General features: G+C 48.3%; 15 protein-coding genes, 21 tRNA genes and 5 rRNA genes. 36 read left to right on the forward strand and 5 right to left on the reverse strand.

Annotated elements, in window-relative coordinates; genetic code table 11:
- The first annotated feature begins 255 nt into the window (after positions 1-255).
- From ACUC6J_RS01865 to ACUC6J_RS01975, 23 genes are all read left to right on the forward strand, one after another.
- Positions 256-3,182, forward strand: a 23S ribosomal RNA gene (locus ACUC6J_RS01865).
- Between the two features lie 150 nt (positions 3,183-3,332).
- Positions 3,333-3,449 (forward strand): 5S ribosomal RNA (rrf, locus tag ACUC6J_RS01870).
- A gap of 36 nt (positions 3,450-3,485) precedes the next feature.
- A tRNA-Ile gene (locus ACUC6J_RS01875) sits at positions 3,486-3,562 on the forward strand.
- Positions 3,563-3,584: 22 nt separating this feature from the next.
- Positions 3,585-3,660 (forward strand) — tRNA-Ala (locus ACUC6J_RS01880).
- 4 nt (positions 3,661-3,664) lie between these two features.
- Positions 3,665-3,740 (forward strand) — tRNA-Asn (locus ACUC6J_RS01885).
- A gap of 33 nt (positions 3,741-3,773) precedes the next feature.
- Positions 3,774-3,847: transfer RNA gene (locus ACUC6J_RS01890), tRNA-Met, on the forward strand.
- A gap of 3 nt (positions 3,848-3,850) precedes the next feature.
- A tRNA-Ser gene (locus ACUC6J_RS01895) sits at positions 3,851-3,942 on the forward strand.
- A gap of 31 nt (positions 3,943-3,973) precedes the next feature.
- Positions 3,974-4,045: transfer RNA gene (locus ACUC6J_RS01900), tRNA-Glu, on the forward strand.
- A gap of 7 nt (positions 4,046-4,052) precedes the next feature.
- Positions 4,053-4,128 (forward strand) — tRNA-Val (locus ACUC6J_RS01905).
- Positions 4,129-4,157: 29 nt separating this feature from the next.
- A tRNA-Met gene (locus tag ACUC6J_RS01910) sits at positions 4,158-4,231 on the forward strand.
- Positions 4,232-4,256: 25 nt separating this feature from the next.
- Positions 4,257-4,333: transfer RNA gene (locus tag ACUC6J_RS01915), tRNA-Asp, on the forward strand.
- A 51-nt stretch (positions 4,334-4,384) separates the two neighbouring features.
- Positions 4,385-4,457, forward strand: a tRNA-Phe gene (locus ACUC6J_RS01920).
- A 25-nt stretch (positions 4,458-4,482) separates the two neighbouring features.
- A tRNA-Thr gene (locus tag ACUC6J_RS01925) sits at positions 4,483-4,558 on the forward strand.
- A 4-nt stretch (positions 4,559-4,562) separates the two neighbouring features.
- Positions 4,563-4,648, forward strand: a tRNA-Tyr gene (locus ACUC6J_RS01930).
- 19 nt (positions 4,649-4,667) lie between these two features.
- A tRNA-His gene (locus ACUC6J_RS01935) sits at positions 4,668-4,740 on the forward strand.
- An 18-nt stretch (positions 4,741-4,758) separates the two neighbouring features.
- A tRNA-Gln gene (locus ACUC6J_RS01940) sits at positions 4,759-4,833 on the forward strand.
- A 4-nt stretch (positions 4,834-4,837) separates the two neighbouring features.
- Positions 4,838-4,913: transfer RNA gene (locus ACUC6J_RS01945), tRNA-Lys, on the forward strand.
- Positions 4,914-4,928: 15 nt separating this feature from the next.
- Positions 4,929-5,016, forward strand: a tRNA-Leu gene (locus tag ACUC6J_RS01950).
- Positions 5,017-5,022: 6 nt separating this feature from the next.
- Positions 5,023-5,097, forward strand: a tRNA-Gly gene (locus ACUC6J_RS01955).
- A gap of 10 nt (positions 5,098-5,107) precedes the next feature.
- A tRNA-Cys gene (locus ACUC6J_RS01960) sits at positions 5,108-5,178 on the forward strand.
- Positions 5,179-5,204: 26 nt separating this feature from the next.
- Positions 5,205-5,281, forward strand: a tRNA-Arg gene (locus ACUC6J_RS01965).
- 22 nt (positions 5,282-5,303) lie between these two features.
- A tRNA-Pro gene (locus ACUC6J_RS01970) sits at positions 5,304-5,377 on the forward strand.
- 9 nt (positions 5,378-5,386) lie between these two features.
- A tRNA-Gly gene (locus ACUC6J_RS01975) sits at positions 5,387-5,457 on the forward strand.
- 206 nt (positions 5,458-5,663) lie between these two features.
- Here the strand turns inward: ACUC6J_RS01975 and ACUC6J_RS01980 are convergent.
- The 3 genes from ACUC6J_RS01980 to ACUC6J_RS01990 form a co-directional block, all read right to left on the reverse strand.
- Complete coding sequence (locus ACUC6J_RS01980) at positions 5,664-6,767, reverse strand: PAS domain-containing sensor histidine kinase (RefSeq protein WP_447249663.1); 1,104 nt, start codon at positions 6,765-6,767, stop codon at positions 5,664-5,666.
- A complete protein-coding gene (locus tag ACUC6J_RS01985; protein ID WP_447249664.1) occupies positions 6,760-7,413 on the reverse strand; it encodes a response regulator in 654 nt (217 codons plus the stop codon). The genes ACUC6J_RS01980 and ACUC6J_RS01985 overlap by 8 nt, the downstream gene beginning before the upstream one ends.
- 143 nt (positions 7,414-7,556) lie before the next feature.
- Entirely contained in the window at positions 7,557-8,006 is a 450-nt protein-coding gene (locus ACUC6J_RS01990; RefSeq protein WP_017428696.1) for a GAF domain-containing protein, read from the reverse strand.
- Between the two features lie 298 nt (positions 8,007-8,304).
- Between ACUC6J_RS01990 and ACUC6J_RS01995 the strand changes: the two genes are divergently transcribed.
- The 4 genes from ACUC6J_RS01995 (at position 8,305) to rrf (ACUC6J_RS02010) (ending at position 14,707) form a co-directional block, all read left to right on the forward strand.
- A complete protein-coding gene (locus tag ACUC6J_RS01995; protein ID WP_017428697.1) occupies positions 8,305-9,045 on the forward strand; it encodes a Crp/Fnr family transcriptional regulator in 741 nt (246 codons plus the stop codon).
- A 569-nt stretch (positions 9,046-9,614) separates the two neighbouring features.
- Positions 9,615-11,168, forward strand: a 16S ribosomal RNA gene (locus ACUC6J_RS02000).
- Between the two features lie 346 nt (positions 11,169-11,514).
- Positions 11,515-14,440, forward strand: a 23S ribosomal RNA gene (locus tag ACUC6J_RS02005).
- Positions 14,441-14,590: 150 nt separating this feature from the next.
- Positions 14,591-14,707: ribosomal RNA gene (gene rrf, locus ACUC6J_RS02010) — 5S ribosomal RNA — on the forward strand.
- Together the 16S, 23S and 5S rRNA genes form the textbook arrangement of a ribosomal RNA operon.
- 176 nt (positions 14,708-14,883) lie before the next feature.
- Here rrf (ACUC6J_RS02010) and ACUC6J_RS02015 read toward each other — a convergent pair.
- A complete protein-coding gene (locus ACUC6J_RS02015; protein WP_016818883.1) occupies positions 14,884-15,042 on the reverse strand; it encodes a hypothetical protein in 159 nt (52 codons plus the stop codon).
- Between the two features lie 294 nt (positions 15,043-15,336).
- Between ACUC6J_RS02015 and ACUC6J_RS02020 the strand changes: the two genes are divergently transcribed.
- The 5 genes from ACUC6J_RS02020 to ACUC6J_RS02040 all read left to right on the forward strand — a co-directional run bounded on the left by ACUC6J_RS02020 (position 15,337) and on the right by ACUC6J_RS02040 (position 21,622).
- The gene (locus ACUC6J_RS02020; RefSeq protein WP_447249665.1) at positions 15,337-16,668 is read left to right on the forward strand and encodes an extracellular solute-binding protein; all 1,332 of its coding nucleotides are present in this window, start codon (positions 15,337-15,339) and stop codon (positions 16,666-16,668) included.
- A gap of 232 nt (positions 16,669-16,900) precedes the next feature.
- Complete coding sequence (locus ACUC6J_RS02025; protein WP_044787812.1) at positions 16,901-17,791, forward strand: carbohydrate ABC transporter permease; 891 nt, start codon at positions 16,901-16,903, stop codon at positions 17,789-17,791.
- A 5-nt stretch (positions 17,792-17,796) separates the two neighbouring features.
- Complete coding sequence (locus ACUC6J_RS02030) at positions 17,797-18,630, forward strand: carbohydrate ABC transporter permease (protein ID WP_447249666.1); 834 nt, start codon at positions 17,797-17,799, stop codon at positions 18,628-18,630.
- A gap of 30 nt (positions 18,631-18,660) precedes the next feature.
- Positions 18,661-20,457 (forward strand): sensor histidine kinase, encoded by a 1,797-nt coding sequence (locus tag ACUC6J_RS02035; RefSeq protein WP_447249667.1) that lies wholly within the window; start codon positions 18,661-18,663, stop codon positions 20,455-20,457.
- Positions 20,438-21,622, forward strand: a complete 1,185-nt coding sequence (locus tag ACUC6J_RS02040) for a response regulator (RefSeq protein WP_025363804.1) — start codon at positions 20,438-20,440, stop codon at positions 21,620-21,622. The genes ACUC6J_RS02035 and ACUC6J_RS02040 overlap by 20 nt, the downstream gene beginning before the upstream one ends.
- Before the next feature lie 72 nt (positions 21,623-21,694).
- On the opposite strand, the gene ACUC6J_RS02045 is transcribed toward ACUC6J_RS02040, so the two are convergent.
- On the reverse strand, positions 21,695-22,600 hold the full coding sequence (locus ACUC6J_RS02045) for a LysR family transcriptional regulator (RefSeq protein WP_447249668.1): 906 nt from the start codon (positions 22,598-22,600) through the stop codon (positions 21,695-21,697).
- Between the two features lie 161 nt (positions 22,601-22,761).
- Here ACUC6J_RS02045 and ACUC6J_RS02050 point away from each other — a divergent pair, with 161 nt between their 5' ends.
- The 4 genes from ACUC6J_RS02050 (at position 22,762) to ACUC6J_RS02065 (ending at position 25,598) form a co-directional block, all read left to right on the forward strand.
- Positions 22,762-23,352, forward strand: a complete 591-nt coding sequence (locus ACUC6J_RS02050) for a flavin prenyltransferase UbiX (RefSeq protein WP_013369033.1) — start codon at positions 22,762-22,764, stop codon at positions 23,350-23,352.
- A gap of 28 nt (positions 23,353-23,380) precedes the next feature.
- Positions 23,381-24,799 carry a non-oxidative hydroxyarylic acid decarboxylases subunit C gene (locus ACUC6J_RS02055; RefSeq protein WP_447249669.1) on the forward strand — a complete coding sequence of 473 codons (1,419 nt, stop codon included), beginning with the start codon at positions 23,381-23,383 and terminating at the stop codon, positions 24,797-24,799.
- Positions 24,800-24,840: 41 nt separating this feature from the next.
- On the forward strand, positions 24,841-25,065 hold the full coding sequence (locus tag ACUC6J_RS02060) for a non-oxidative hydroxyarylic acid decarboxylases subunit D (RefSeq protein ID WP_016818874.1): 225 nt from the start codon (positions 24,841-24,843) through the stop codon (positions 25,063-25,065).
- A gap of 71 nt (positions 25,066-25,136) precedes the next feature.
- The gene (locus tag ACUC6J_RS02065; protein ID WP_447249670.1) at positions 25,137-25,598 is read left to right on the forward strand and encodes a pyridoxamine 5'-phosphate oxidase family protein; all 462 of its coding nucleotides are present in this window, start codon (positions 25,137-25,139) and stop codon (positions 25,596-25,598) included.
- Positions 25,599-25,611: the final 13 nt, after the last annotated feature.

Genomic DNA, 25,611 nt, shown 5'->3' on the forward strand with positions numbered 1-25,611 from the left:
AATATCCCAAACTACTCACTCGTTGCTCAGTTTTGAGAGTTCAAACTCTCAAGTTTCGACGAATGTTTCATTCACACATCCGTGTAGAACCGAAATATTCATCGGGTTTCGCTTCGATGAAGCGAATTGCACCTTGAAAACTGGATACCGAAACGAAATTGCGTTTTTAGAATATTCCTTTAAGCTGATCTTGTGTAAACAAGTGAAATAAAGGTAGCATATATCGATATTTTCTTTCTATGAAAGAAAAGTCTAGGTTAAGCTACAAAGAGCACACGGAGGATGCCTAGGCGCCAGGAGCCGACGAAGGACGTGGCGAACAACGATAAGGCCTCGGGGAGCTGTAAGCAAGCTTTGATCCGGGGATGTCCGAATGGGGAAACCCGGCTGTCTTCATCGACAGTCACTACTCACTGAATTCATAGGTGAGTGAGAGGCAGACCAGGGGAACTGAAACATCTAAGTACCCTGAGGAAGAGAAAACAATAGTGATTCCGTCAGTAGCGGCGAGCGAACGCGGATTAGCCCAAACCAAGGAGCTTGCTCCTTGGGGTTGTGGGACGTCTCATATGGAGTTACAAAGGAACCGGTTAGATGAAGAGGTCTGGAAAGGCCCGCCAGAGAAGGTAAAAGCCCTGTAGTTCAAAACCCGTTCCCTCCGAGACGGATCCCGAGTAGTGCGGGGCACGTGAAACCCCGTATGAATCCGGCAGGACCATCTGCCAAGGCTAAATACTCCCTGGCGACCGATAGTGAAGCAGTACCGTGAGGGAAAGGTGAAAAGCACCCCGGAAGGGGAGTGAAATAGATCCTGAAACCGTGTGCTTACAAGAAGTCAGAGCCCGATCTATGGGTGATGGCGTGCCTTTTGTAGAATGAACCGGCGAGTTACGTTCCCGTGCAAGGTTAAGGTGAAGAGCTGAAGCCGCAGCGAAAGCGAGTCTGAATAGGGCGAATGAGTACGTGGACGTAGACCCGAAACCGGGTGATCTACCCCTGTCCAGGGTGAAGGTGCGGTAACACGCACTGGAGGCCCGAACCCACGCATGTTGAAAAATGCGGGGATGAGGTGGGGGTAGCGGAGAAATTCCAATCGAACCCGGAGATAGCTGGTTCTCCCCGAAATAGCTTTAGGGCTAGCCTCGGAAAGAAGAATCGTGGAGGTAGAGCACTGATTGGGTGCGGGGCCCGCAAGGGTTACCAAGCTCAGTCAAACTCCGAATGCCATAGATTTAGTTCCGGGAGTCAGACAGTGAGTGCTAAGATCCATTGTCGAAAGGGAAACAGCCCAGACCATCAGCTAAGGTCCCCAAGTGTGTGTTAAGTGGGAAAGGATGTGGAGTTGCACAGACAACCAGGATGTTGGCTTAGAAGCAGCCACCATTGAAAGAGTGCGTAATAGCTCACTGGTCGAGTGACTCTGCGCCGAAAATGTAACGGGGCTAAACACACCACCGAAGCTATGGCTTGATGCTTTGCATCAGGGGTAGGGGAGCGTTGAATGCGGGTTGAAGGTGTACCGGAAGGAGCGCTGGACTGCATTCAAGTGAGAATGCCGGTATGAGTAACGAAAAGATCTGTGAGAATCAGATCCGCCGAAAGCCTAAGGGTTCCTGAGGAAGGTTCGTCCGCTCAGGGTAAGTCGGGACCTAAGGCGAGGCCGATAGGCGTAGTCGAAGGACAACAGGTAGAAATTCCTGTACCACCGTAATCCGCTATGAGCGATGGGGTGACGCAGTAGGGTAGTGACGCGGACTGATGGATGTCCGTCTAAGCAGTGAGGCTGATGTGTAGGCAAATCCGCACATCGTTAAGGCTGGGCTGTGATGGGGAGCGAAAATTATAGTAGCGAAGGTCATGATCTCAGACTGCCAAGAAAAGCCTCTAGCCAGGAGAAGGTGCCCGTACCGCAAACCGACACAGGTAGGCGAGAAGAGAATTCTAAGGCGCGCGGAAGAACTCTCGTTAAGGAACTCGGCAAAATGACCCCGTAACTTCGGGAGAAGGGGTGCCTCGGTAGGGTGAATAGCCCGAGGGGGCCGCAGTGAAAAGGCCCAAGCGACTGTTTAGCAAAAACACAGGTCTGTGCGAAGCCGCAAGGCGAAGTATACGGGCTGACGCCTGCCCGGTGCTGGAAGGTTAAGGGGAGTGGTAAGCCTTCGGGCGAAGCTATGAACCGAAGCCCCAGTAAACGGCGGCCGTAACTATAACGGTCCTAAGGTAGCGAAATTCCTTGTCAGGTAAATTCTGACCCGCACGAATGGCGTAACGACTTGGGCGCTGTCTCAACGAGAGATCCGGTGAAATTTTAATACCTGTGAAGATGCAGGTTACCCGCGACAAGACGGAAAGACCCCATGGAGCTTTACTGCAGCTTGATATTGAATTTGGGTACGATCTGTACAGGATAGGTGGGAGCCGTAGAGCCTTGAGCGCCAGCTTGAGGGGAGGCATCCTTGGGATACCACCCTGATCGTATCTAGGTTCTAACTTGGTACCGTGATCCGGTGCGAGGACAGTGTCAGGTGGGCAGTTTGACTGGGGCGGTCGCCTCCTAAAGAGTAACGGAGGCGCCCCAAGGTTCCCTCAGAATGGTTGGAAATCATTCGAAGAGTGCAAAGGCAGAAGGGAGCTTGACTGCGAGACCTACAAGTCGAGCAGGGACGAAAGTCGGGCTTAGTGATCCGGTGGTACCGCATGGAAGGGCCATCGCTCAACGGATAAAAGCTACCCTGGGGATAACAGGCTTATCTCCCCCAAGAGTCCACATCGACGGGGAGGTTTGGCACCTCGATGTCGGCTCATCGCATCCTGGGGCTGAAGTAGGTCCCAAGGGTTGGGCTGTTCGCCCATTAAAGCGGTACGCGAGCTGGGTTCAGAACGTCGTGAGACAGTTCGGTCCCTATCTGTCGTGGGCGTAGGAAATTTGAGAGGAGCTGTCCTTAGTACGAGAGGACCGGGATGGACGTACCGCTGGTGTACCAGTTGTTCCGCCAGGAGCACCGCTGGGTAGCTATGTACGGAAGGGATAAGCGCTGAAAGCATCTAAGCGTGAAGCCCCCCTCAAGATGAGATTTCCCAGTATGTAAGACCCCTTGAAGACGACGAGGTAGATAGGTTGGGGGTGGAAGTGCAGTAATGCATGGAGCTGACCAATACTAATCGGTCGAGGGCTTATCCTAAAGATAAGGCGCAATGAGTTTCGGATCCAGTTTTCAAGGTGTAACCTTGAAGGTATGTAGAAGTACATACGACAAGCGTATAGCTATTCATTCACACGATCCGTGATGAACCGAATAACCTTACGGAAGAATTTACGGTGTAAATTCATGTTTGGTGGCGATAGCGGAGGGGTTCCACACGTACCCATCCCGAACACGACCGTTAAGCCCTCCAGCGCCGATGGTACTTGGACCGCAGGGTCCTGGGAGAGTAGGACGCCGCCAAGCAAAATCCTTTAAAGGATGATAAAATTTAATGAATTAGGGCCTTTAGCTCAGCTGGTTAGAGCGCACCCCTGATAAGGGTGAGGTCGGTGGTTCGAGTCCACTAAGGCCCACCATTTCTAGATTGACTAAAAGTTTGGGGCTATAGCTCAGCTGGGAGAGCGCCTGCCTTGCACGCAGGAGGTCAGGGGTTCGATCCCCCTTGGCTCCACCAATATTCCCTGATAGCTCAGTTGGTAGAGCACTCGACTGTTAATCGAGTTGTCACAGGTTCGAGTCCTGTTCGGGGAGCCATATTTCAATACTTCTGAATTTTATATATAAGGTGGCGGCGTAGCTCAGCTGGCTAGAGCGTACGGTTCATACCCGTGAGGTCGGGGGTTCGATCCCCTCTGCCGCTACTCGGAGAGATACCCAAGTGGCTATAAGGGGACCCTCTGCTAAGGGGTTAGACTGCGTAAGTGGTGCGAGGGTTCGAATCCCTCTCTCTCCGCCACAAAATTATTAAATCAGAATTCATTTTGCAAGGCCCGTTGGTCAAGGGGTTAAGACACCTCCCTTTCACGGAGGTAACAGGGGTTCGAATCCCCTACGGGTCATAATTATGGAGGCTTAGCTCAGCTGGGAGAGCATCTGCCTTACAAGCAGAGGGTCGGGGGTTCGATCCCCTCAGCCTCCACCATTAATAATATTGTGAAATATCTTTGATGTCGCGGGGTGGAGCAGTTCGGTAGCTCGTCGGGCTCATAACCCGAAGGTCGTAGGTTCAAATCCTGCCCCCGCAATTAATTTCCTATTGGAAATGTCTCTGGAACTGTGGTGTAGAGGCCTAACATGCCTGCCTGTCACGCAGGAGATCGCGGGTTCGAATCCCGTCAGTTCCGCCATTTTAACTACATATAGTGTGAACTATATGATATAGTTGTAAAATAAAACATGGCTCGGTAGCTCAGTCGGTAGAGCAGAGGACTGAAAATCCTCGTGTCGGCGGTTCGATTCCGTCCCGAGCCACCTTTCAAGTGGGAATTGGCAATGTGCCGGTGTAGCTCAATTGGTAGAGCAACTGACTTGTAATCAGTAGGTTGGGGGTTCAAGTCCTCTCGCCGGCACCATTTTGGAGGATTAGCGAAGTGGCCAAACGCATCAGACTGTAAATCTGCTCCCTTACGGGTTCGGTGGTTCGAATCCATCATCCTCCACCAGTCTTTTTATAATCATATGGCGGTCGTGGCGAAGTGGTTAACGCACCGGACTGTGACTCCGGCATTCGTGGGTTCAAGCCCCATCGGCCGCCCTTTGATTCTTAATTTAATGGGGATTAGCCAAGCGGTAAGGCAACGGACTTTGACTCCGTCATGCATAGGTTCAAATCCTATATCCCCAGCCATTAAGAGCCATTAGCTCAGTTGGTAGAGCACCTGACTTTTAATCAGGGTGTCGAAGGTTCGAGTCCTTCATGGCTCACCATTTATAAGTTATTTTGCGGTCGTGGCGGAATTGGCAGACGCGCACGGTTCAGGTCCGTGTGGGCTAACCCCCCGTGGAGGTTCGAGTCCTCTCGACCGCACCATATTTTGCGGACGTGGCTCAGCGGTAGAGCATCGCCTTGCCAAGGCGAGGGTCGCGGGTTCGATTCCCGTCGTCCGCTCCATTATCCATACGGCGCCATAGCCAAGTGGTAAGGCAAAGCTCTGCAAAAGCTTCATCCCCAGTTCAAATCTGGGTGGCGCCTTGACTGCTCATTATGGAACTAAATATGCGCCCTTAGCTCAGCTGGATAGAGCGTTTGACTACGAATCAAAAGGCCGGGAGTTCGAATCTCTCAGGGCGCGCCATTTATTAAAAAATGTATAATGTCGGGATGTAGCTCAGCTTGGTAGAGCACCTGGTTTGGGACCAGGGGGTCGCATGTTCAAATCGTGTCATCCCGATACTGATTTGCGGGTGTAGTTCAATGGTAGAACTCCAGCCTTCCAAGCTGGTAGCGTGGGTTCGATTCCCATCACCCGCTTTTTGCTATAGCGGATTCTTGTTGCCTCAGTGGTGACACCTTATAAATAAAGAGAGCCTGTCTGGGGACAGAGCTCTCTCTTTTTTTTGTATGTTTATCTTCCATAGATTCTATAAAAGTGTTGACTATCGATAATCCTTGCTATCGGTGTATTCCTTCTGCTCCTGCAGTGAGTATACACCGATAACTGATCTAGTACACAGGTTTTACACTGGTATGGTCAGCTGTATGGAGGTTCCCTGATTTGGAGCAGAGGTCATGCTCAAGAAGCCGCCTACTCCTCTAGCTCGTTCTTCCATGCTGAACAATCCAACTCCTTCTCCTCGGGACTTTCCAGAAAAGCCAATACCTTCATCCCGAATAGTCACTTGTATCGTTTTATCTTGATCCTCTACATCCACGTATGCTTCTGCTACATCTGCGTATTTAGCCACATTCGTCAGTGCTTCCTGTACAATTCTATAGATTGCTATTTCTTTTCGGATATCAAGGCGTTTACGTAAAGTACATTGAAAATGCACTTCGATTCCGTAATGCGAACAGAAATTTTCAATATAAGTTCTTAGGGCCGGTACGACACCCAAATCATCCAGAACTGAGGGACGAAGTTCCCACGCTAGGCCACGAACATCTTTAATGATATCGGTTACCTGTGCACGCAAATTTTCCAAAGTAGCGTTGGGTTGTTCAGCTAGTTGGCTATCTAGTTGAATAATAAGTGAAAACAGGCTTTGACCAATCCCATCATGAAGCTCTCTTGAAAAGCGTTTACGCTCTTCCTCCTGTATTTGCATGACTTGCGTCATCATGGTCTGAAGCTCTGCCTCTACTTTTTTTAATTTAGTTACTTCATTACGGATCGCTAAGTACTGATAGGGTTTACCTTCCTCGTCCATAAATGGAACAATCGTAGTATTCACCCAGTAGTAGCTGTTATCTTTAGCACGATTTCGTATTTCTCCCTGCCATACCTCACCAGAACGGATCGTAGTCCACAGGTTCTTCATGAAGGCTCGAGTATGATAGCCCGAATTAATGAGACGATGATCCTGCCCGATCAATTCTTCACGACTATATTGCGAAATCTCACAGAACTTATCGTTTACGTACTGAATAATTCCTCGATGATCGGTCAAAGCAACAATGGAGGATGTATCTAAGGCAAATTTAAGATTGGATAGCTGGTGGAGAGAACTACGCAGTACATGGAGAAAAGGAGAATTTGGTATATGAATTTCCAAATCATTCAGCAGTTCATCGGTTGACTCCCCAAATGCGGGCTGCAGCAAAGGGTTAGAAGGTTCATTCATAATGGAGCAACCCCTTTTTCAGTGCAAATTTGACCAACTCAGGTCGTGTTTTCAAGTTAAGCTTCTCCATAAGGTTGCTTTTGTGGGACTCTACGGTTTTGACGCTAATCACCAAGTGTTCGGCAATTTCTTTGTTGGCATATCCTTTGGCTACCCATGATAGGATCTCCTTTTCCCGCTCAGACAGGGATTCATACGGTCCAGCTATGCCCTCTTGTTTGATTTTATCCAGATATTCACTCATCAGGCGTTTGGTTGCATTGGGATACAGATAGGCACTGCCTTCGGCCACAGACTGGATGGCAGCGAGTAATTCCTCATGAGGTGCACTTTTTAAAATATATCCAGATGCTCCGGCTTGAATGGCTCGGAACAGATATTCCTCATCATCATGCATCGTTAAAATAAGCACTTCTGTATCCGGCAACTGTTTTTTTAATTCGGTGGTTGCCGTGAGGCCATCTTTGCCAGGTGGCATACTAAAATCCATGAGCACGACATCAGGTTGTAGCTCCACCGCTTTGCGGATTGCTTCATCCCCGTCTGCTGCATCTCCTACTACCTTAATACTGTTTTTGCCGTCCAATAGGGCCATGAGGCCAGAACGTACGACAACATGATCATCCACTACTAGTATACGAATCAATTAGTCATCCCCTCGAACGGTAAAAAAACCGTGCGTTTTGTCATAATCATAGCAAATTTTAGGGATTTCAATCAACAGAGATAGTTAGATGAGCTGTTCATGTTCACTTATATTTATAATTTTATTTTTCTTCAAATATCAATCTATGGAGTGAGAGGGAGAGCACATAGCTGGCCAAGGCGATGAGCGACTTGAGTGGCCTTGGCTACATCAGATTCGGTGAATGTTCTCACTTCACGGTTACCGACAAGTAGCACACCGTTTGGCAAGTCTCCTGTACTGGAAAAGGGAATGGCTACTGCAGAATGTAACTGTTCGGCCAGCATAAGCGCACATTCTTGACGTAAACGTATACTGCCTGATATTAAAGCGCTAACGGTTACGGTACGCCCCAGACGAACAGCCATCCCGGCAATCCCATGACCGACTTTAAAAGAGATAAGGCGATAGCGATTGTTTCGGCTGCCGGAGGCATAATACCAATGCAACTTACCCCCTGACCTGGACATAAATGCAAGTGCAGTGAGATCCCCATAAACATGATCTCGCAACTGGTTCAGTTCATTTCGCATTTCATCCGTTATTTGTAGCATAGAAGACACATCCTTTATCTTAACCAACTGTAGCTCTAATTTATTGTAATTCCGACAGGTACAAAAGTAATTCAGGGAACCCCCTGATCTATAGGCGCAGGAAACACTGACTTTTCATTAGACTGGGTAATCAATAAGAGGTGGGGCGATAAATGGGGCGTTAGATAATCCTGGAAGTGATATTTATCACTGCAAATCAGGGAGTAGGGAGGTGCAAAATCAGGTGTTCTCCCGATAACAACCCAGGAATTAAAACATTATGATAAAGATATCAGGTAAACACGAGGAGGACGCTAATATGCAAGCCACTTGTATGGAACGGTTTAGGGACGAAACGCAGCGCACGGGGATTCAGCTTTTTCTGACGGAAGAGCATTTTGAACTGTTAAAAGATATCATGTCCTGGAAGAAGGTAAAGGCAGGCGTTATGCTTTTCCGAGAGGGTGATGATGCGGAGCAGCTTTATTATATACATTCGGGTCATGTTAAACTCCGTAAGTCGACAGAAGACGGTAAAGAATTGATTCTGACTATTCAGCACCAAGGCGATTTAATCGGGGAGTTTAGTGGGATAGATGGGGAAGAGTATAGTTGCACTGCAGAAACAGCCGATGTGTGTGAATTAGGTGTCGTGCTTGTTAAGGATCTGGAGTCGCTCCTGTCTAAGCATGGGGAAATGGCGCTTCAGTTTATACAGTGGATGGCAATGAAGCAACGAATTATGCAATCACGGTTTCGGGACTTATTGTTGTATGGTAAAACGGGGGCACTAGCGTCTACCTTAATCCGTGCAAGTAATACATGTGGCGTAGCTGTGAAGGATGGCATTTTACTGAATATGAAGTTAAGTCACTCCGAACTGGGTGAGATGATTGGAGCAACGCGCGAGAGTGTGAACCGGATGCTGAGCTCGCTGAAAGAGCAGGGTACCTTGGATACGAGAGACGGAAAAATCGTCATTCACGATCTCAAGGTGTTGCGTGCTATGTGCTGTTGCCCTTCGTATGGCCAATGTGCCCATGAGATTTGCAGACTATAAATTTATGAGCTTGTTAGGCGGGGGCTAAAAGACTCCGTCTAATTGTAAGTCTTCTGACAACAAGCGATTAAAAGGAACGAGTATCGTAGATATCTTAAAAAGAATCGACGGCGCGTTTAGCGGCAAATCAACGATATAGTGTTTTGAAGTAGCCATCATGTTGAAATAGTTGACTAGTAGTAAAAAAATTTTAGATATTGGTTTATTGTTAAATATTACAAGTTGTATTCTGTAGTTAAAAATGATATATTATTTGAGCTGACAACAAAACAGCCGTTTCAATGAGAATAAGCAGGGTGAAATGATCTTCGAAAAAAATAACCCTTGCATTTTTGAAATGAACATGATATGATCTTATAGCTGCTGAAAAACGCAGTGAAAAAGAATTTGATCTTTGAAAACTGAACAACGAGTGAGTAAATTGATTTTGTTCGCAAAATCAAACAATGAGATATTTTATCTCGTCAGTTTCAAAATGAGCTAATCGCTCTTTCTATATTGTTTCATCTTCGGTTCTTCTCATTGGAGTGGATGAAGATGAAACAGGTTGACGTTACTTTGTAACGTCTTTAATGGAGAGTTTGATCCTGGCTCAGGACGAACGCTGGCGGCGTGCCTAATACATGCAAGTCGAGCGGGGTTAGTTTGAAGCTTGCTTCTAACTAACCTAGCGGCGGACGGGTGAGTAACACGTAGGCAACCTGCCCACAAGACAGGGATAACTACCGGAAACGGTAGCTAATACCCGATATATCCTTTTCCTGCATGGGAGAAGGAGGAAAGGCGGAGCAATCTGTCACTTGTGGATGGGCCTGCGGCGCATTAGCTAGTTGGTGGGGTAAAGGCCTACCAAGGCGACGATGCGTAGCCGACCTGAGAGGGTGATCGGCCACACTGGGACTGAGACACGGCCCAGACTCCTACGGGAGGCAGCAGTAGGGAATCTTCCGCAATGGGCGAAAGCCTGACGGAGCAACGCCGCGTGAGTGATGAAGGTTTTCGGATCGTAAAGCTCTGTTGCCAGGGAAGAACGTCTTGTAGAGTAACTGCTACAAGAGTGACGGTACCTGAGAAGAAAGCCCCGGCTAACTACGTGCCAGCAGCCGCGGTAATACGTAGGGGGCAAGCGTTGTCCGGAATTATTGGGCGTAAAGCGCGCGCAGGCGGCTCTTTAAGTCTGGTGTTTAATCCCGAGGCTCAACTTCGGGTCGCACTGGAAACTGGGGAGCTTGAGTGCAGAAGAGGAGAGTGGAATTCCACGTGTAGCGGTGAAATGCGTAGAGATGTGGAGGAACACCAGTGGCGAAGGCGACTCTCTGGGCTGTAACTGACGCTGAGGCGCGAAAGCGTGGGGAGCAAACAGGATTAGATACCCTGGTAGTCCACGCCGTAAACGATGAATGCTAGGTGTTAGGGGTTTCGATACCCTTGGTGCCGAAGTTAACACATTAAGCATTCCGCCTGGGGAGTACGGTCGCAAGACTGAAACTCAAAGGAATTGACGGGGACCCGCACAAGCAGTGGAGTATGTGGTTTAATTCGAAGCAACGCGAAGAACCTTACCAGGTCTTGACATCCCTCTGACCGGTCTAGAGATAGACCTTTCCTTCGGGACAGAGGAGACAGGTGGTGCATGGTTGTCGTCAGCTCGTGTCGTGAGATGTTGGGTTAAGTCCCGCAACGAGCGCAACCCTTATGCTTAGTTGCCAGCAGGTCAAGCTGGGCACTCTAAGCAGACTGCCGGTGACAAACCGGAGGAAGGTGGGGATGACGTCAAATCATCATGCCCCTTATGACCTGGGCTACACACGTACTACAATGGCCGGTACAACGGGAAGCGAAGCCGCGAGGTGGAGCCAATCCTAGAAAAGCCGGTCTCAGTTCGGATTGTAGGCTGCAACTCGCCTACATGAAGTCGGAATTGCTAGTAATCGCGGATCAGCATGCCGCGGTGAATACGTTCCCGGGTCTTGTACACACCGCCCGTCACACCACGAGAGTTTACAACACCCGAAGTCGGTGAGGTAACCGCAAGGGGCCAGCCGCCGAAGGTGGGGTAGATGATTGGGGTGAAGTCGTAACAAGGTAGCCGTATCGGAAGGTGCGGCTGGATCACCTCCTTTCTATGGAGAATCGTTTCCTGCAACGGAAACATTCAAATCAGCAGGTGTATATACCTGCGACCGGATATTCAATTCGGTTCATCACGTTCGTGTGAATGAAATGGATATCCTGAACTTACTCACTCGTTGCTCAGTTTTGAGAGTTCAAACTCTCAAGCTTGGACGAATGTTTCATTCACACATCGTGTGGAACCGAAATATTCATCGGGTTTCGCTTCGACGAAGCGAATTGCACCTTGAAAACTGGATACCGAAACGAAATTGCGTTTTAGAATATTCCTTTAAGCTGATCTTGTGTAAACAAGTGAAATAAAGGTAGCAAATCGTATTTACTATGTAGATACTAGGTTAAGCTACAAAGAGCACACGGAGGATGCCTAGGCGCCAGGAGCCGACGAAGGACGTGGCGAACAACGATAAAGCCTCGGGGAGCTGTAAGCAAGCTTTGATCCGGGGATGTCCGAATGGGGAAACCCGGCTGTCTTCATCGACAGTCACTACTCACTGAATACATAGGTGAGTGAGAGGCAGACCAGGGGAACTGAAACATCTAAGTACCCTGAGGAAGAGAAAACAATAGTGATTCCGTCAGTAGCGGCGAGCGAACGCGGATTAGCCCAAACCAAGGAGCTTGCTCCTTGGGGTTGTGGGACGTCTCACATGGAGTTACAAAGGAACCGGTTAGATGAAGAGGTCTGGAAAGGCCCGCCAGAGAAGGTAAAAGCCCTGTAGTTCAAAACCCGTTCCCTCCGAGACGGATCCCGAGTAGTGCGGGGCACGTGAAACCCCGTATGAATCCGGCAGGACCATCTGCCAAGGCTAAATACTCCCTGGCGACCGATAGTGAAGCAGTACCGTGAGGGAAAGGTGAAAAGCACCCCGGAAGGGGAGTGAAATAGATCCTGAAACCGTGTGCTTACAAGAAGTCAGAGCCCAATTTAGGGGTGATGGCGTGCCTTTTGTAGAATGAACCGGCGAGTTACGTTCCCGTGCAAGGTTAAGGTGGAGAGCTGAAGCCGCAGCGAAAGCGAGTCTGAATAGGGCGAATGAGTACGTGGACGTAGACCCGAAACCGGGTGATCTACCCCTGTCCAGGGTGAAGGTGCGGTAACACGCACTGGAGGCCCGAACCCACGCATGTTGAAAAATGCGGGGATGAGGTGGGGGTAGCGGAGAAATTCCAATCGAACCCGGAGATAGCTGGTTCTCCCCGAAATAGCTTTAGGGCTAGCCTCGGAAAGAAGAATCGTGGAGGTAGAGCACTGATTGGGTGCGGGGCCCGCAAGGGTTACCAAGCTCAGTCAAACTCCGAATGCCATAGATTTAGTTCCGGGAGTCAGACAGTGAGTGCTAAGATCCATTGTCGAAAGGGAAACAGCCCAGACCATCAGCTAAGGTCCCCAAGTGTGTGTTAAGTGGGAAAGGATGTGGAGTTGCACAGACAACCAGGATGTTGGCTTAGAAGCAGCCACCATTGAAAGAGTGCGTAATAGCTCACTGGTCGAGTGACTCTGCGCCGAAAATGTAACGGGGCTAAACACACCACCGAAGCTATGGCTTGATGCTTGCATCAGGGGTAGGGGAGCGTTGAATGCGGGTTGAAGGTGTACCGGAAGGAGCGCTGGACTGCATTCAAGTGAGAATGCCGGTATGAGTAACGAAAAGATCTGTGAGAATCAGATCCGCCGAAAGCCTAAGGGTTCCTGAGGAAGGTTCGTCCGCTCAGGGTAAGTCGGGACCTAAGGCGAGGCCGATAGGCGTAGTCGAAGGACAACAGGTAGAAATTCCTGTACCACCGTAATCCGCTATGAGCGATGGGGTGACGCAGTAGGGTAGTGACGCGGACTGATGGATGTCCGTCTAAGCAGTGAGGCTGATGTGTAGGCAAATCCGCACATCGTTAAGGCTGGGCTGTGATGGGGAGCGAAAATTATAGTAGCGAAGGTCATGATCTCAGACTGCCAAGAAAAGCCTCTAGCCAGGAGAAGGTGCCCGTACCGCAAACCGACACAGGTAGGCGAGAAGAGAATTCTAAGGCGCGCGGAAGAACTCTCGTTAAGGAACTCGGCAAAATGACCCCGTAACTTCGGGAGAAGGGGTGCCTCGGTAGGGTGAATAGCCCGAGGGGGCCGCAGTGAAAAGGCCCAAGCGACTGTTTAGCAAAAACACAGGTCTGTGCGAAGCCGCAAGGCGAAGTATACGGGCTGACGCCTGCCCGGTGCTGGAAGGTTAAGGGGAGTGGTAAGCCTTCGGGCGAAGCTATGAACCGAAGCCCCAGTAAACGGCGGCCGTAACTATAACGGTCCTAAGGTAGCGAAATTCCTTGTCAGGTAAATTCTGACCCGCACGAATGGCGTAACGACTTGGGCGCTGTCTCAACGAGAGATCCGGTGAAATTTTAATACCTGTGAAGATGCAGGTTACCCGCGACAAGACGGAAAGACCCCATGGAGCTTTACTGCAGCTTGATATTGAATTTGGGTACGATCTGTACAGGATAGGTGGGAGCCGTTGAACCTTGAGCGCCAGCTTGAGGGGAGGCATCCTTGGGATACCACCCTGATCGTATCTAGGTTCTAACTTGGTACCGTGATCCGGTACGAGGACAGTGTCAGGTGGGCAGTTTGACTGGGGCGGTCGCCTCCTAAAGAGTAACGGAGGCGCCCCAAGGTTCCCTCAGAATGGTTGGAAATCATTCGAAGAGTGCAAAGGCAGAAGGGAGCTTGACTGCGAGACCTACAAGTCGAGCAGGGACGAAAGTCGGGCTTAGTGATCCGGTGGTACCGCATGGAAGGGCCATCGCTCAACGGATAAAAGCTACCCTGGGGATAACAGGCTTATCTCCCCCAAGAGTCCACATCGACGGGGAGGTTTGGCACCTCGATGTCGGCTCATCGCATCCTGGGGCTGAAGTAGGTCCCAAGGGTTGGGCTGTTCGCCCATTAAAGCGGTACGCGAGCTGGGTTCAGAACGTCGTGAGACAGTTCGGTCCCTATCTGTCGTGGGCGTAGGAAATTTGAGAGGAGCTGTCCTTAGTACGAGAGGACCGGGATGGACGTACCGCTGGTGTACCAGTTGTTCCGCCAGGAGCACCGCTGGGTAGCTATGTACGGAAGGGATAAGCGCTGAAAGCATCTAAGCGTGAAGCCCCCCTCAAGATGAGATTTCCCAGTATGTAAGACCCCTTGAAGACGACGAGGTAGATAGGTTGGGGGTGGAAGTGCAGTAATGCATGGAGCTGACCAATACTAATCGGTCGAGGGCTTATCCTAAAGATAAGGCGCAATGAGTTTCGGATCCAGTTTTCAAGGTGTAACCTTGAAAGTATGTAGAAGTACATACAACAAGCGTATGGCGATTCATTCACACGATCCGTGATGAACCGAATAACCTTACGGAAGAATTTGCGAGGCAAATTCATGTTTGGTGGCGATAGCGGAGGGGTTCCACACGTACCCATCCCGAACACGACCGTTAAGCCCTCCAGCGCCGATGGTACTTGGACCGCAGGGTCCTGGGAGAGTAGGACGTTGCCAAGCACAGAAAAAAGAGCACAGCCTTAATGGTTGTGCTCTTTTTGTATAACCGATTTATTTATCGTCCACATGAAAGGCTCATGCCATGCCTTTGGTTAAAAGCACTAATATATTCTGGTTGTTCCTTGTATAGTGCTGCTTGACGTGCTGTTTCAACTGAGATCCAGCACTGTGCGATGTTAATCTATTTCAACCTCTTCTGTCTGGAGGACACTTAAGGCTTGAAGTTTACGGGTAATTTCCTTTTGCCACTTTGTATCTCCGACTTGTACGGCAAGATTGAGAAGATCCAAATAATCATCGATATGCAGGGAGGTTTTACTAAAAGCTTCTTTCACTGCGGTCCTGCCTCCTTTAAAGTCTATGTGTATTTATCATTTAATAATGATAATCATTATCAAATAAAGATCTTATTCATATTATGCCTGTCTTCTAGATAAATTGCAAGTTATGATATGAATGAATTTTGAAGCACGCAAATGAGGGCTTAAAAAAACAAACCCTTCTCCTTAAGTTCACGCATTGTTCACGTCTTTTCTATGTAACATAATGAAAAGAACAAGCGGGCATTGAGTGTCCACCGACTAGGAGGATAAATTGCGCAATGCTTCAACCAGAGGAGGAAAAGGAACATGAGCAGAGTAAAAATGAAAGCGTTTGCCGTTGTGGCGGCGGGCGCCTTGGCATTGACGCTGGCAGCTTGTAATAACGGACAAAGCGCAAGTCCGGGAAATTCAGGGGAAAAGGGTGGAGGCAATGTAATGAAGGATGTGACGATTACCTTTCAAAACATCAATCCTGATCCGAGCACCCCTTCATACAAAATGATAAAGCAGATTGTAAGTCAATACGAGCAGGATCATCCTCATGTCAAAATTGAATTGGATTCGCTAAATACAGATCAGCAGAAGCTCAAGCTGAAAACACAAGCAGCAGCGAAGGAAGTACCGGATATTACGATTGTAAATCCGGCTGCACAGATGAAGCCATTCGTAGATGCCGGGCTACTGGCACCATTAAATGATGTAGCTGATAAAGAGGGGTTAAAAGATACGTTTCAGGATGGCCTTCTTAACTACTATAGCTTCGATGATAAGCTTTACGCTTTTCCGGATGGTAACAATATAGAAGTGGTCTTTTACAATAAAGAACTGTTCGAGCAGGCGGGAATTCAAAAGTTGCCGACCACCTTTGATGAGCTGATAACAACGGTGAAGACACTGAAGGCAAAGGGAATTACTCCAATTGCTATTGGGGAAAAGGATTCATGGACCGGTTCCCTCCTTTTTATGAATATTCTGTTGCGTACAAATGAAGGACCAAATTTCCTCAATGATGTGCTGGATGGCAAAAAGACGTTTAACGACCCGGCTTTTGTGGAAGCTGTGGATGCATTTCAGGAATTGGTGCAGGCCGGGGCTTTCCCTGATGGAGCTACATCTATTGACTATAATGCAGGCGGTAATATTTTTAAAACAGGGAAAGCTGCGATGTATATTATGGGCACCTGGGAAACAGGTTCTATTGATGCCTCCCCAGTAGCGGGTAAGGTCGGAGCGTTTCAATTCCCTACGGTGAATGGCAAAGGGAATGTGAATGAGTATGTCATTGCGCCGGGTAGCGCGTTTGCGGTATCTGCGAATAGTGAACATTTACAGGAGACGAAGGACTTTCTGCACTATTTTATTACAGAGATGCCCAAGATTCAGTTTGATCTGAAGAATGCAATTGGCAGCGGTCAGAAAATGAAAGGCGATCTGAAGGAAGCGGGTTATTCCGAGTTAGCCATTAGTCTCAATGAGCTGTTCAAAAATGTAAAAGGAGGGGACCTTGCTTTTGATAATACGATGAATCCGGCTATTGCACAGGCGCATCTAAGTAGCATTCAAAACCTGTTTGTACAACAAGAAGACTCTGTGCAAGTTGCGAAGGAACATCAGAACACTTTTGAAGCAAATAAATAATTGAGAATTTTGCAAACATCCAATAGGTGGCTTCCAATGAAGAATGTATAGATCGAAATGGCCTAGTTCGTCTAGATATTGCACTTTGGAGCGACTGGAATCGAATTTTGCGAAATCCTGGAGTAGCAGACTTGAGGGGAGGGAGCGAAAGTTCCCTTCCCTGATTCGGAATCACATATGGCTAAGCATTTCCCAGAAAGATGCTTCGAATCAACACAAAGGAGATTAGAGCATGAATGTACTGAAGGTGCCGGCACGCACGATTGCCGTTTTCGTGCTGCCCTGCCTGTTGCTGTATACCTGTATGGTATTTGTTCCGATTTTGGTATCTGTGTATTGCGGGTTGCTGGATTGGAACGGGATTGCAGAGGCGAAGTTTGTGGGTCTGACTAATTTTAAGCGTATTTTCACAGCCGATCCAGTGTTCTGGCCGTCCGTGAAGCGAACGATGATGTTCGCTGTATTCTCTATGCTGGAAATCCCGCTTTGTCTACTGCTGGCCATTTTACTCAATCGCTATGTGCGTAGGGCAAATACATTGGTAACGATGTATTTTTTGCCGGTCATTCTATCGGTGGTTATTATTGGCCAGTTGTGGAAAACGATCTATAATCCGGCCTCGATGGGTGGGATGCTGAACGGCATTTTAATGGCGGTCGGGCTGGAAAGCTGGACACGCTCTTGGTTGACGGAACCGCAGATAGCGATGTATGCTCTATATTTTGTATCGTTGTGGCAATACTTTGGCTACCATTTGCTTATCCAGTTTACTGGGGTACAAAACATACCCAATGAGCTGTATGAAGCAGCTAAAATTGATGGGGCAGAAGGATTCAAAGCAGACCGTTACATTACGTTGCCGCTCATTGTGCCTATTTTCAAAATATCTATTGTATTAGCCTTTATCGGGTCCTTGCAATCGTTTGATTTGATCTGGGTGATGACGGGTGGAGGACCAGCCCATGCGACGGATACAGTATCCACGTATATGTACAATATGTCCTTTTTATCTATGAAATACGGGTATGGCAGTGCATTGGCTTCGTTTCTCGTAGTAATCTGCTTGTCATTTACAATTGTGATAAATTTTGTTTTCAAACGAATCGAAAATAAGGTAAGCTAAAGGGGATGGGACTGTTGAACGCTTTGAAAAAAACGGGAGTCTTCTCCCTGTTGGCTGTCTTAGTGGTCACGCAGCTGTATCCACTCTTTTGGTTGCTGACCTATTCGTTGAAGACGAATGAAGAGATATTAAGTTCAAGCTTCTTTGCACTCCCTCAAGTGCCCCAGTGGCACAACTACCAGGAAGCCTATGAATCAGGGAGCTACTTACGTTATTTAGGAAACAGTGTGCTGGTGACCGGGGTTACGATGATGTTCGTCATTGTATTAAGCTCGATGACTGCTTATGCAATTACACGTTTTCGCTGGCGTTTCGGGGCTGTTGTGCTGACGTTGTTTTTGGTCGGGATGATGCTCCCCATGCAAGCTACACTGCTACCACTAATGGTGATGTTTAAAAACGTCCATATTCTGAATACGTATTTCTCGCTGATTTTACCCTACATTGCTTTTCAGACACCGATTGCGGTCTTCATCCTATCCGGCTTTATGCGGTCCATTCCCCACGAAATTGAAGAATCCGCCTACATTGACGGAGCGAGCATTTATCGTATCTTCCGCAGTGTAATCTTACCCATCTCGATTCCGCCTATCATGACAGTGTGTATTTTAACTTTCATTAACATCTGGAATGAATACATTATGGCTGCCACCTTTATCTCGTCCGAAAAGCTAAAAACTCTCCCTTTCGGCGTATATACGTTCGTCAGCCAGTATTCTGTGAACTACGGCAATATTGGTGCTTTTTTAGTCATGGGAGCCTTACCGGTCATTATTATTTATTTTGTCCTGTCCGAAAAAATTACCAAGGGCATGGTAGCGGGAGCGATTAAAGGATAGGCGGCCGATGCGAAAGGAGCGCACGGAGGTATGATGCGCCGTTTTCAATCCATTCAATACCGCTTGTTTGTTCTGTTCCTATTGAGCATGTCCGGCATTGTGCTGGCGGTCAGTCTATTATTTTACAACCGTACTACGGTGCAGTTCCATGATAAGGTCAGCGAGCTTGCACGTAAAAATGTATCTCAGACGGCAGGACTGTTCGAATTGCTGCTCGACAGCTATAACAGTCTCTCCAAGTCGATCAGCAACAATATGGATTTGGTTCGTCTGCTGACGACAGATCATAGTGATTTACCTGCTGTCAATTACATCAACGAACGTACGATTACGAATATCCTTGGAGCCATCTACTATTCGCGGGAGGACCTAATCGGCATTCATGTCATCACAGACACTGGCAAGGTATACAATTATGGAAATTATATGAATGTCATTGATACTCATTACGAGCATACGGAATGGTACAGGGAGATTCGAAGATCGGCGGGCAAAATTGCATGGCTGGGTGTGTATCCTCACTCTGTCATCGACCAAGTGGAAACCAGGTCTGTGTTTGCGTTCGGACGGCAGCTCTATGATCTGGATGAACACAAGCCGATTGGTATTGTTTTGTTTGAGGCTGAACCGCGTTCAGTTTTGTCCGCACTCCACAATTTACGCCTGAGCACTAATAGTCAGGTCTATCTCTTGGGCCATGAAAATCGAATTGTATCGGCGACTTCTTCTGATCCGCCACCAGATCTGCGAAATCTAGAGCAACAGGTCCCGGAGGAGGATGTAATTGTAGATCGGAATAATGAGAAAGTTGTAATCGCTTCCAAACTTCCGTTTGCCGATTGGTCGGTGATTAGTGTGACACCCAGTGAGGATCTGAACGTGGAACTGGCGCAAAATCAAAGGTACTTATTTATCGTAGCACCTATACTCATCTTGGTGTCGGCGCTAATTGCTTCTATCGTCTCCAGGGGCATCTCCCGTCCGCTCAAACGAGTTATTCGGGAAATGAAACGGGTAGAGACAGGTAACTTCCGCCACACGGTAAACATCGAATCCTATGAAGAAATCAACCAGTTGGCTACTTCTTTCAACCATATGGTAAGACAGATTGCAGAACTGATTGAGTTAGTGCGTATATCATCGGTCAGCGAAAAAAATGCAGAGCTGCACGCTCTACAGACGCAGGTTAATCCGCATTTTTTGTACAATACACTGGATATGATCTATTGGATGCTGGATGAAAAGGGACAGGATCAGCTTGGTGAGGTGGTTCTCTCCTTATCCCATATGTTCCGTTACAGCAGTCACTGGGAAGAGGGAGCCGATGTAAGCCTACGGGAAGAAGTAGAGCAGGTCGGCCACTACCTCACCATTATTCAAGCTCGGCTGGAGGGCAGGGTATCTGTTGACGTCAATATTGAAGAACGATGGCTGGATATCCGTGTACCCAAAATGACCTTACAGCCATTGATTGAAAATGCGGTGAAGCACGGACTGGAGCCTCTTCATGCGGATACAGGAGGCAAGCTGCTCGTCAGAGCGGAGGAGTATGGCGGTGTATTGAGCCTGCACATCATCGACAACGGTGTAGGAATGGAGTACGAACGATGGGAGGTGGTCCAGATCGCTTTGGCAGAACCCGGCAAACAGGCGGGCAGCGGGCAGGCGGGAGGCATCGGCCTGCAAAACCTAAATTTACGGCTACGGCACATGTTCGGGGAAGAGTACGGCCTGCGGATCTCTAGCGCACCAGGGGCCGGAACGACAGTCACTGTAAGTGTGCCTCTGCCACAGAAGGAGGAGAAACATGAATATTCTGATAGCTGACGATGAAAATATGATTCGACAGGGGATTCGGCGTACTATTGGCCAAGCTCTACCAACCTGCGGCATTCATCTCGCTGCTTCCACCGAGGAAGCAGCAGGCATTCTGGCGGAGCATCCTGTAGATATTGTTTTGACCGATATCCTGATGCCCGGTATGGATGGTCTGGAATTCATGCGTATTTCCAAGCGAAAGCATCCTCATCTGCAGTGGGTTGTCATTTCGGCCCATTCCGACTTCCAATATGCGCAAAGAGCAGTAAAGCTGGGTGCCAAAGACTATCTGTTAAAGCCAATCGGCAAAAAGAAGCTGCTGGAATGCATTGAAATGTTAGCAGCCGAAGCGCTCGTGGCTTCGCAACAGGCGAACGAGGGCAGGCTTCTTAAATCCAATATGGTTTATTTGCGTGAAGCTGTTTTCCAACGGTATGCACTCGGACTGGATACGGGTAAGCTGGATATACAGCCTTTCGTCGAAAATTATCCAGAATTCCATCTTTTTATGGTTCGCATGGAACCTGATCACAAGCAGACGCATTTGGAGCATTTTATGATTGAAAATGTACTGTCCGAGCTCATTGAAGCTGGAGGCAGTGGCTTTGTCGTTAGTCTAGACCGCCATAGTCTGCTGGGGATTGCAAGGCTAAGGGATGAAGCAGAGGCTGCACGGCTAGAGACGTTGCTTGAATCCCATTTGAAGCGTTATGTCAGAGTGCCTCTGCAAATTACACGTTCAGGTGTTCACCACAATTTCTCATCCATACCTGAAGAGGTAGCGCGACTAAGACGAACACCAGAGGAGATTGCAGCCGCAGCAGCGGATACAGGAGAATGCCTCCGCAAGGGCATGCATACGGTTGATGTAGCATTGCAATATATCCGGGCTCATTTTACAGAGGAGCTGTCACTGGAAAAAGTGGCCTCAATCGTATTTTTAAATCCGGTGTATTTCAGCCAGTTATTCAAGCAAAAGACGGGACAAGGCTATAAGGATTACGTTATTTCCTTGCGTATGGAAGAGGCAAAGCGGCTGCTAAATGATCCTCATCTACGGCTGGCTGATATTTCCGAGCGGATTGGATATCAAGATATGAGGCATTTTACGCAGGTGTTTCGGCGCAAATGTGGAATGACTCCGACCGAGTATCGGCATCAGGGAGTGAAGTAAGTCGGCATCAACGACCGAATGAAGGAAGTTCATCCAGCATCAGACTGTTTCAGGAGTAGAGCGGTAGAGCATCTACTCGGGAACAGTCTTTTTCGTGTCTCCAGCTTGTAGCAATTCAACAAATTTGCGAGCTGCATTGGATAAATAACGATCCTTGCGCCATACGACGGCAGGCTGTGTGAAGGGGAATGGCTCCTTAATGGAGAGTGTGCGAAATCTGTCCCCATATTCTTGTCCCAAGCCAGCGTCTGGAATAATGGTAATTCCCATGCCTGTGGAAACGAGCGAGAGAATGGTCGATATTTCTGGACAGTCCAGTACCACGCGCGGAATAAGATGGTGTTCCTGAAATTTGCGGATGACGGTTTCGTATAGTCCGTGTCCTTCTGTTCGGCGTCCCAACAAGAGGTCATAGCTGGCAGCTTCCTGTAATGTAATTTCCCCACTGGGATGGCGATCTGCCCATTCACACGGAAGAACCGCAACAAAAGAAACGCCCTCCAGTTTAATCGTATGGTACGATTTGTCGTCTACCGGAAGCAGCAGCAGGGCCAGATCAACTTTATTTTGATGCAGCAGCTCTTCCAGATGATGTGTGTCTCCGTGTCCTATTTTAACGTATACCTCTGGATAAACCTGATGAAAGTGACTGAGCTGTTCAGTAATCAGAGACATACAGGCGGATGACGTGCCTATGGCAAGTGTGCCGATTACTCTGTTTTCAAACTCCCCAATTTCTCTACAGGTGTCCTCCATTTCAGCCAATAATCGTTTGGCGCGTGTATACAATGTATATCCGGCCTCGGTAACTTCCCACTTCTTTCCTTCACGGTAAATCAGCTTTACACCAAGCTCGTCCTCCATATTTTTGAGTTGTTGACTCAGTGGAGGTTGGGCCATGTTGAGCGTTCTGGCGGCCTTGGTGATTTGCCCTTCCTCCACGATGACGCAAAAGTAATGCAGATGCTTCAAGTCCATTGGGGATTCCTCCTCATTTCTAAACAACGCTTCGATTTGAATACTTTTAAAGTATGCATTACATATATTATATATATTTTTCGTGTGCAGGGAACGGGCGTATAATTTTTGACAGTAATGCATGGGTGAACATAAAACGATGGGATGGAAGAAGGGGACATATGAAGAAAATCATTGTAGGAATATCGGGAGCGACAGGGTCAATCTTTGGTATCCGTATATTGCAACAATTACGGGAGGCTGGAGTCCAAAGCCATCTGGTGCTATCCCCGTGGGCTATTGCCAACATTCCCTATGAGACAGGCTACACGGTGAAGGAAGTGGAGGCAATGGCGGATGCAGTCTACTCGTATAAGGATCAGGCCGCACGTATTTCTAGCGGCTCCTTCCGGGTAGATGGTATGGTCGTCGCTCCTTGCAGTATGAAGACTCTTGCCTCTATTCGTATCGGTATGGCGGACAACCTGCTTACCCGATCAGCGGATGTGATACTGAAGGAGCGAAAGAAGCTGCTGCTCATGACCAGAGAAACACCATTAAGCAGTATCCATCTGGAAAATATGCTGGAGCTGTCACGTATGGGCGTGATGATCCTGCCGCCGATGCCTGCCTTTTATAATCATCCTGCAAGTATTGAGGAATTAGTGGATCATATTGTTTTTCGCGCATTGGATCAGTTCGGTATTGTCACAACCGCAGCCAAACGCTGGGATGGGATGAAGCAGAATGACTCCAGGCTGCACCAGAATTGAGAAATCGAAAGACGAAGGAGAATGAATGATGGCTTATAAAGACTTTCGCGATTTTCTACACACCTTGGAAAAGGAGGGACAATTACTCACGATCAGCGATGAGGTAAAGCCGGAGCCGGACCTCGCAGCAGCTAACAGAGCATTAAACAATCTTGGAGATAAGACGCCTGCTCTCTTTTTCAACAACATCTATGGATATACGGATGCTCGTATTGCAATGAATGTGATGGGCTCCTGGCCCAATCATGCCCTCATGATGGGAATGCCCAAAAATACGCCGCTCAAGGAGCAGTTTTTTGAATTTGCCAGACGCTATGAACAATTTCCGGTGCCCGTGAAGCGGGAAGAAGCCGCTCCTTTTCATGAAGTCGAGATTACGGAGAATATTAATTTGTTTGATATTTTGCCGTTGTTTCGTTTGAATCAGGGGGACGGAGGGTTTTATTTGGATAAAGCAATTCTAATTTCACGCGATCTGGATGACCCGGACACCTACGGTAAGCAAAATGTCGGCTTATACCGGATGCAGGTGAAAGGCAAGAACCGTTTGGGCATCCAGCCTGTACCACAGCATGATATTGCGATCCATATCCGTCAGGCTGAGGAGCGTGGCGAAAATCTGAAGGTGGCTATTGCCCTCGGATGTGAGCCTGTGATTACAACGGCAGCTTCTACGCCGCTGCTGTACGATCAATCCGAATATGAGATGGCGGGCGCCATTCAGGGCGAGTCTTATCGTGTGGTCAAAGCGAAGGATGCAGATCTGGATCTGCCTTGGGGAGCCGAGGTCATTTTGGAAGGCGAAGTGTTAGCAGGTGAACGTGAGTATGAAGGTCCATTCGGTGAATTCACAGGTCACTATTCCGGCGGTCGCGCGATGCCAGTCATTCAGATTAATCGTGTATATCACCGCAAACAGCCTATCTTTGAGCATCTGTACATCGGGATGCCTTGGACGGAAACGGATTATATGATCGGTGTGAATACAAGTGTACCGTTGTTTCAGCAGCTTAAGGATGCTTTTCCTAATGAAATCGTAGCTGTTAATGCCATGTATACGCATGGGCTGGTCGCTATTATTTCCACGAAAACCCGGTATGGCGGCTTTGCGAAGGCTGTGGGAATGCGTGCGTTAACGACTCCGCATGGATTGGGGTATTGCAAGCTGGTGATTGTGGTGGATGAGAAGGTCGATCCGTTCAATCTGCCGCAAGTCATGTGGGCTTTATCCACCAAGCTTCATCCAAAGCATGATGCTGTCATTGTTCCTGGCTTGTCTATTTTACCGCTTGACCCCGGCTCTGATCCGGCAGGTATGACGCACAAAATGATACTGGATGCGACGACACCTGTAGCACCGGATATTAGAGGCCATTACTCGCAGCCGCTCGATTCCCCGCTGGGTGTAGCGGAATGGGAGAAAAAGTTGAGTCAAATGCTTCGCTAAATATTTTTAAAAACAAAGAAAGATTAAAGGAGTGCTGACAGATGCATATTTGTCCCCGTTGTGAGTCCAATCGTTCAGAAGTCGTTTCCCATTCGCCGGTTAAAGGTGCCTGGGAGGTTTTGTTGTGCCCTGTATGCCTGTTCACATGGCGAACCTCAGAACCGGATAGCATTACTGATCCAGCAAAGTATAAATCGGCGTTCAAGGTAAACCCCCAAGATATTCCGGATGCTGCTCATGTTCCTCCTATTCCAGAGCGGATATAGGGTCGTTCGTAAGTAGCCGTAAATTATGGTATTTTGAAGTTATAGGCCAAATGTAAAGGGGATTATACTTCATGCAGACGCCAAGGATCGGTAAGGAGCTGTTCACGCTGCTGAACGGCAAGGAGTTGGAGCACAAGCAACAAGAAGCAATGATGCTGTTGACGGTTACAGAAGATCAGTGGCCGCACATAGCGATGATTAGTGTGGGCGAGGTTGTAGCGCTGGACGAGGGGAATTTGCGTCTGGCCCTATGGCCGGGTACGACCACGACAGGCAACATGATCCGTACTGGGAAGGCAACGCTTGCGGTGTTCACCGGGGGAAAGGCGCATTATGTGCGATTGTCGCTGGAACATCTGCCTGTTTTGCCCGGGGCCAAGCATGTACGTGAGCGATTTGCTGCTCATGTTTTTGCAGCCAGAGAAGATTCAGCCCAATATGCGGATATTTTGACAGGTGTCACGGTTCGTCTCAAGGAACCGGAATCGGTGATCAATCGCTGGAAAGAGACGGTGGCAGAGTTGTTGGTATAAACCTATCTGATGT

The organism is Paenibacillus sp. JJ1683, from assembly GCF_053006485.1.

What these genes read in the sequence shown, in the direction of transcription:
- ACUC6J_RS02065 (WP_447249670.1), top strand. Translation starts at nt 25,137, where the DNA reads ATGCAGACGCCAAGGATCGGTAAGGAGCTGTTCACGCTGCTGAACGGC.
- ACUC6J_RS01995 (WP_017428697.1), top strand. Translation starts at nt 8,305, where the DNA reads ATGCAAGCCACTTGTATGGAACGGTTTAGGGACGAAACGCAGCGCACG.
- ACUC6J_RS01990 (WP_017428696.1), bottom strand. Translation starts at nt 8,006, where the DNA reads ATGCTACAAATAACGGATGAAATGCGAAATGAACTGAACCAGTTGCGA.
- ACUC6J_RS01980 (WP_447249663.1), bottom strand. Translation starts at nt 6,767, where the DNA reads ATGAATGAACCTTCTAACCCTTTGCTGCAGCCCGCATTTGGGGAGTCA.
- ACUC6J_RS02055 (WP_447249669.1), top strand. Translation starts at nt 23,381, where the DNA reads ATGGCTTATAAAGACTTTCGCGATTTTCTACACACCTTGGAAAAGGAG.
- ACUC6J_RS02025 (WP_044787812.1), top strand. Translation starts at nt 16,901, where the DNA reads ATGAATGTACTGAAGGTGCCGGCACGCACGATTGCCGTTTTCGTGCTG.
- ACUC6J_RS02050 (WP_013369033.1), top strand. Translation starts at nt 22,762, where the DNA reads ATGAAGAAAATCATTGTAGGAATATCGGGAGCGACAGGGTCAATCTTT.
- ACUC6J_RS02030 (WP_447249666.1), top strand. Translation starts at nt 17,797, where the DNA reads ATGGGACTGTTGAACGCTTTGAAAAAAACGGGAGTCTTCTCCCTGTTG.
- ACUC6J_RS02020 (WP_447249665.1), top strand. Translation starts at nt 15,337, where the DNA reads ATGAGCAGAGTAAAAATGAAAGCGTTTGCCGTTGTGGCGGCGGGCGCC.
- ACUC6J_RS02040 (WP_025363804.1), top strand. Translation starts at nt 20,438, where the DNA reads ATGAATATTCTGATAGCTGACGATGAAAATATGATTCGACAGGGGATT.
- ACUC6J_RS02045 (WP_447249668.1), bottom strand. Translation starts at nt 22,600, where the DNA reads ATGGACTTGAAGCATCTGCATTACTTTTGCGTCATCGTGGAGGAAGGG.
- ACUC6J_RS02035 (WP_447249667.1), top strand. Translation starts at nt 18,661, where the DNA reads ATGATGCGCCGTTTTCAATCCATTCAATACCGCTTGTTTGTTCTGTTC.
- ACUC6J_RS02060 (WP_016818874.1), top strand. Translation starts at nt 24,841, where the DNA reads ATGCATATTTGTCCCCGTTGTGAGTCCAATCGTTCAGAAGTCGTTTCC.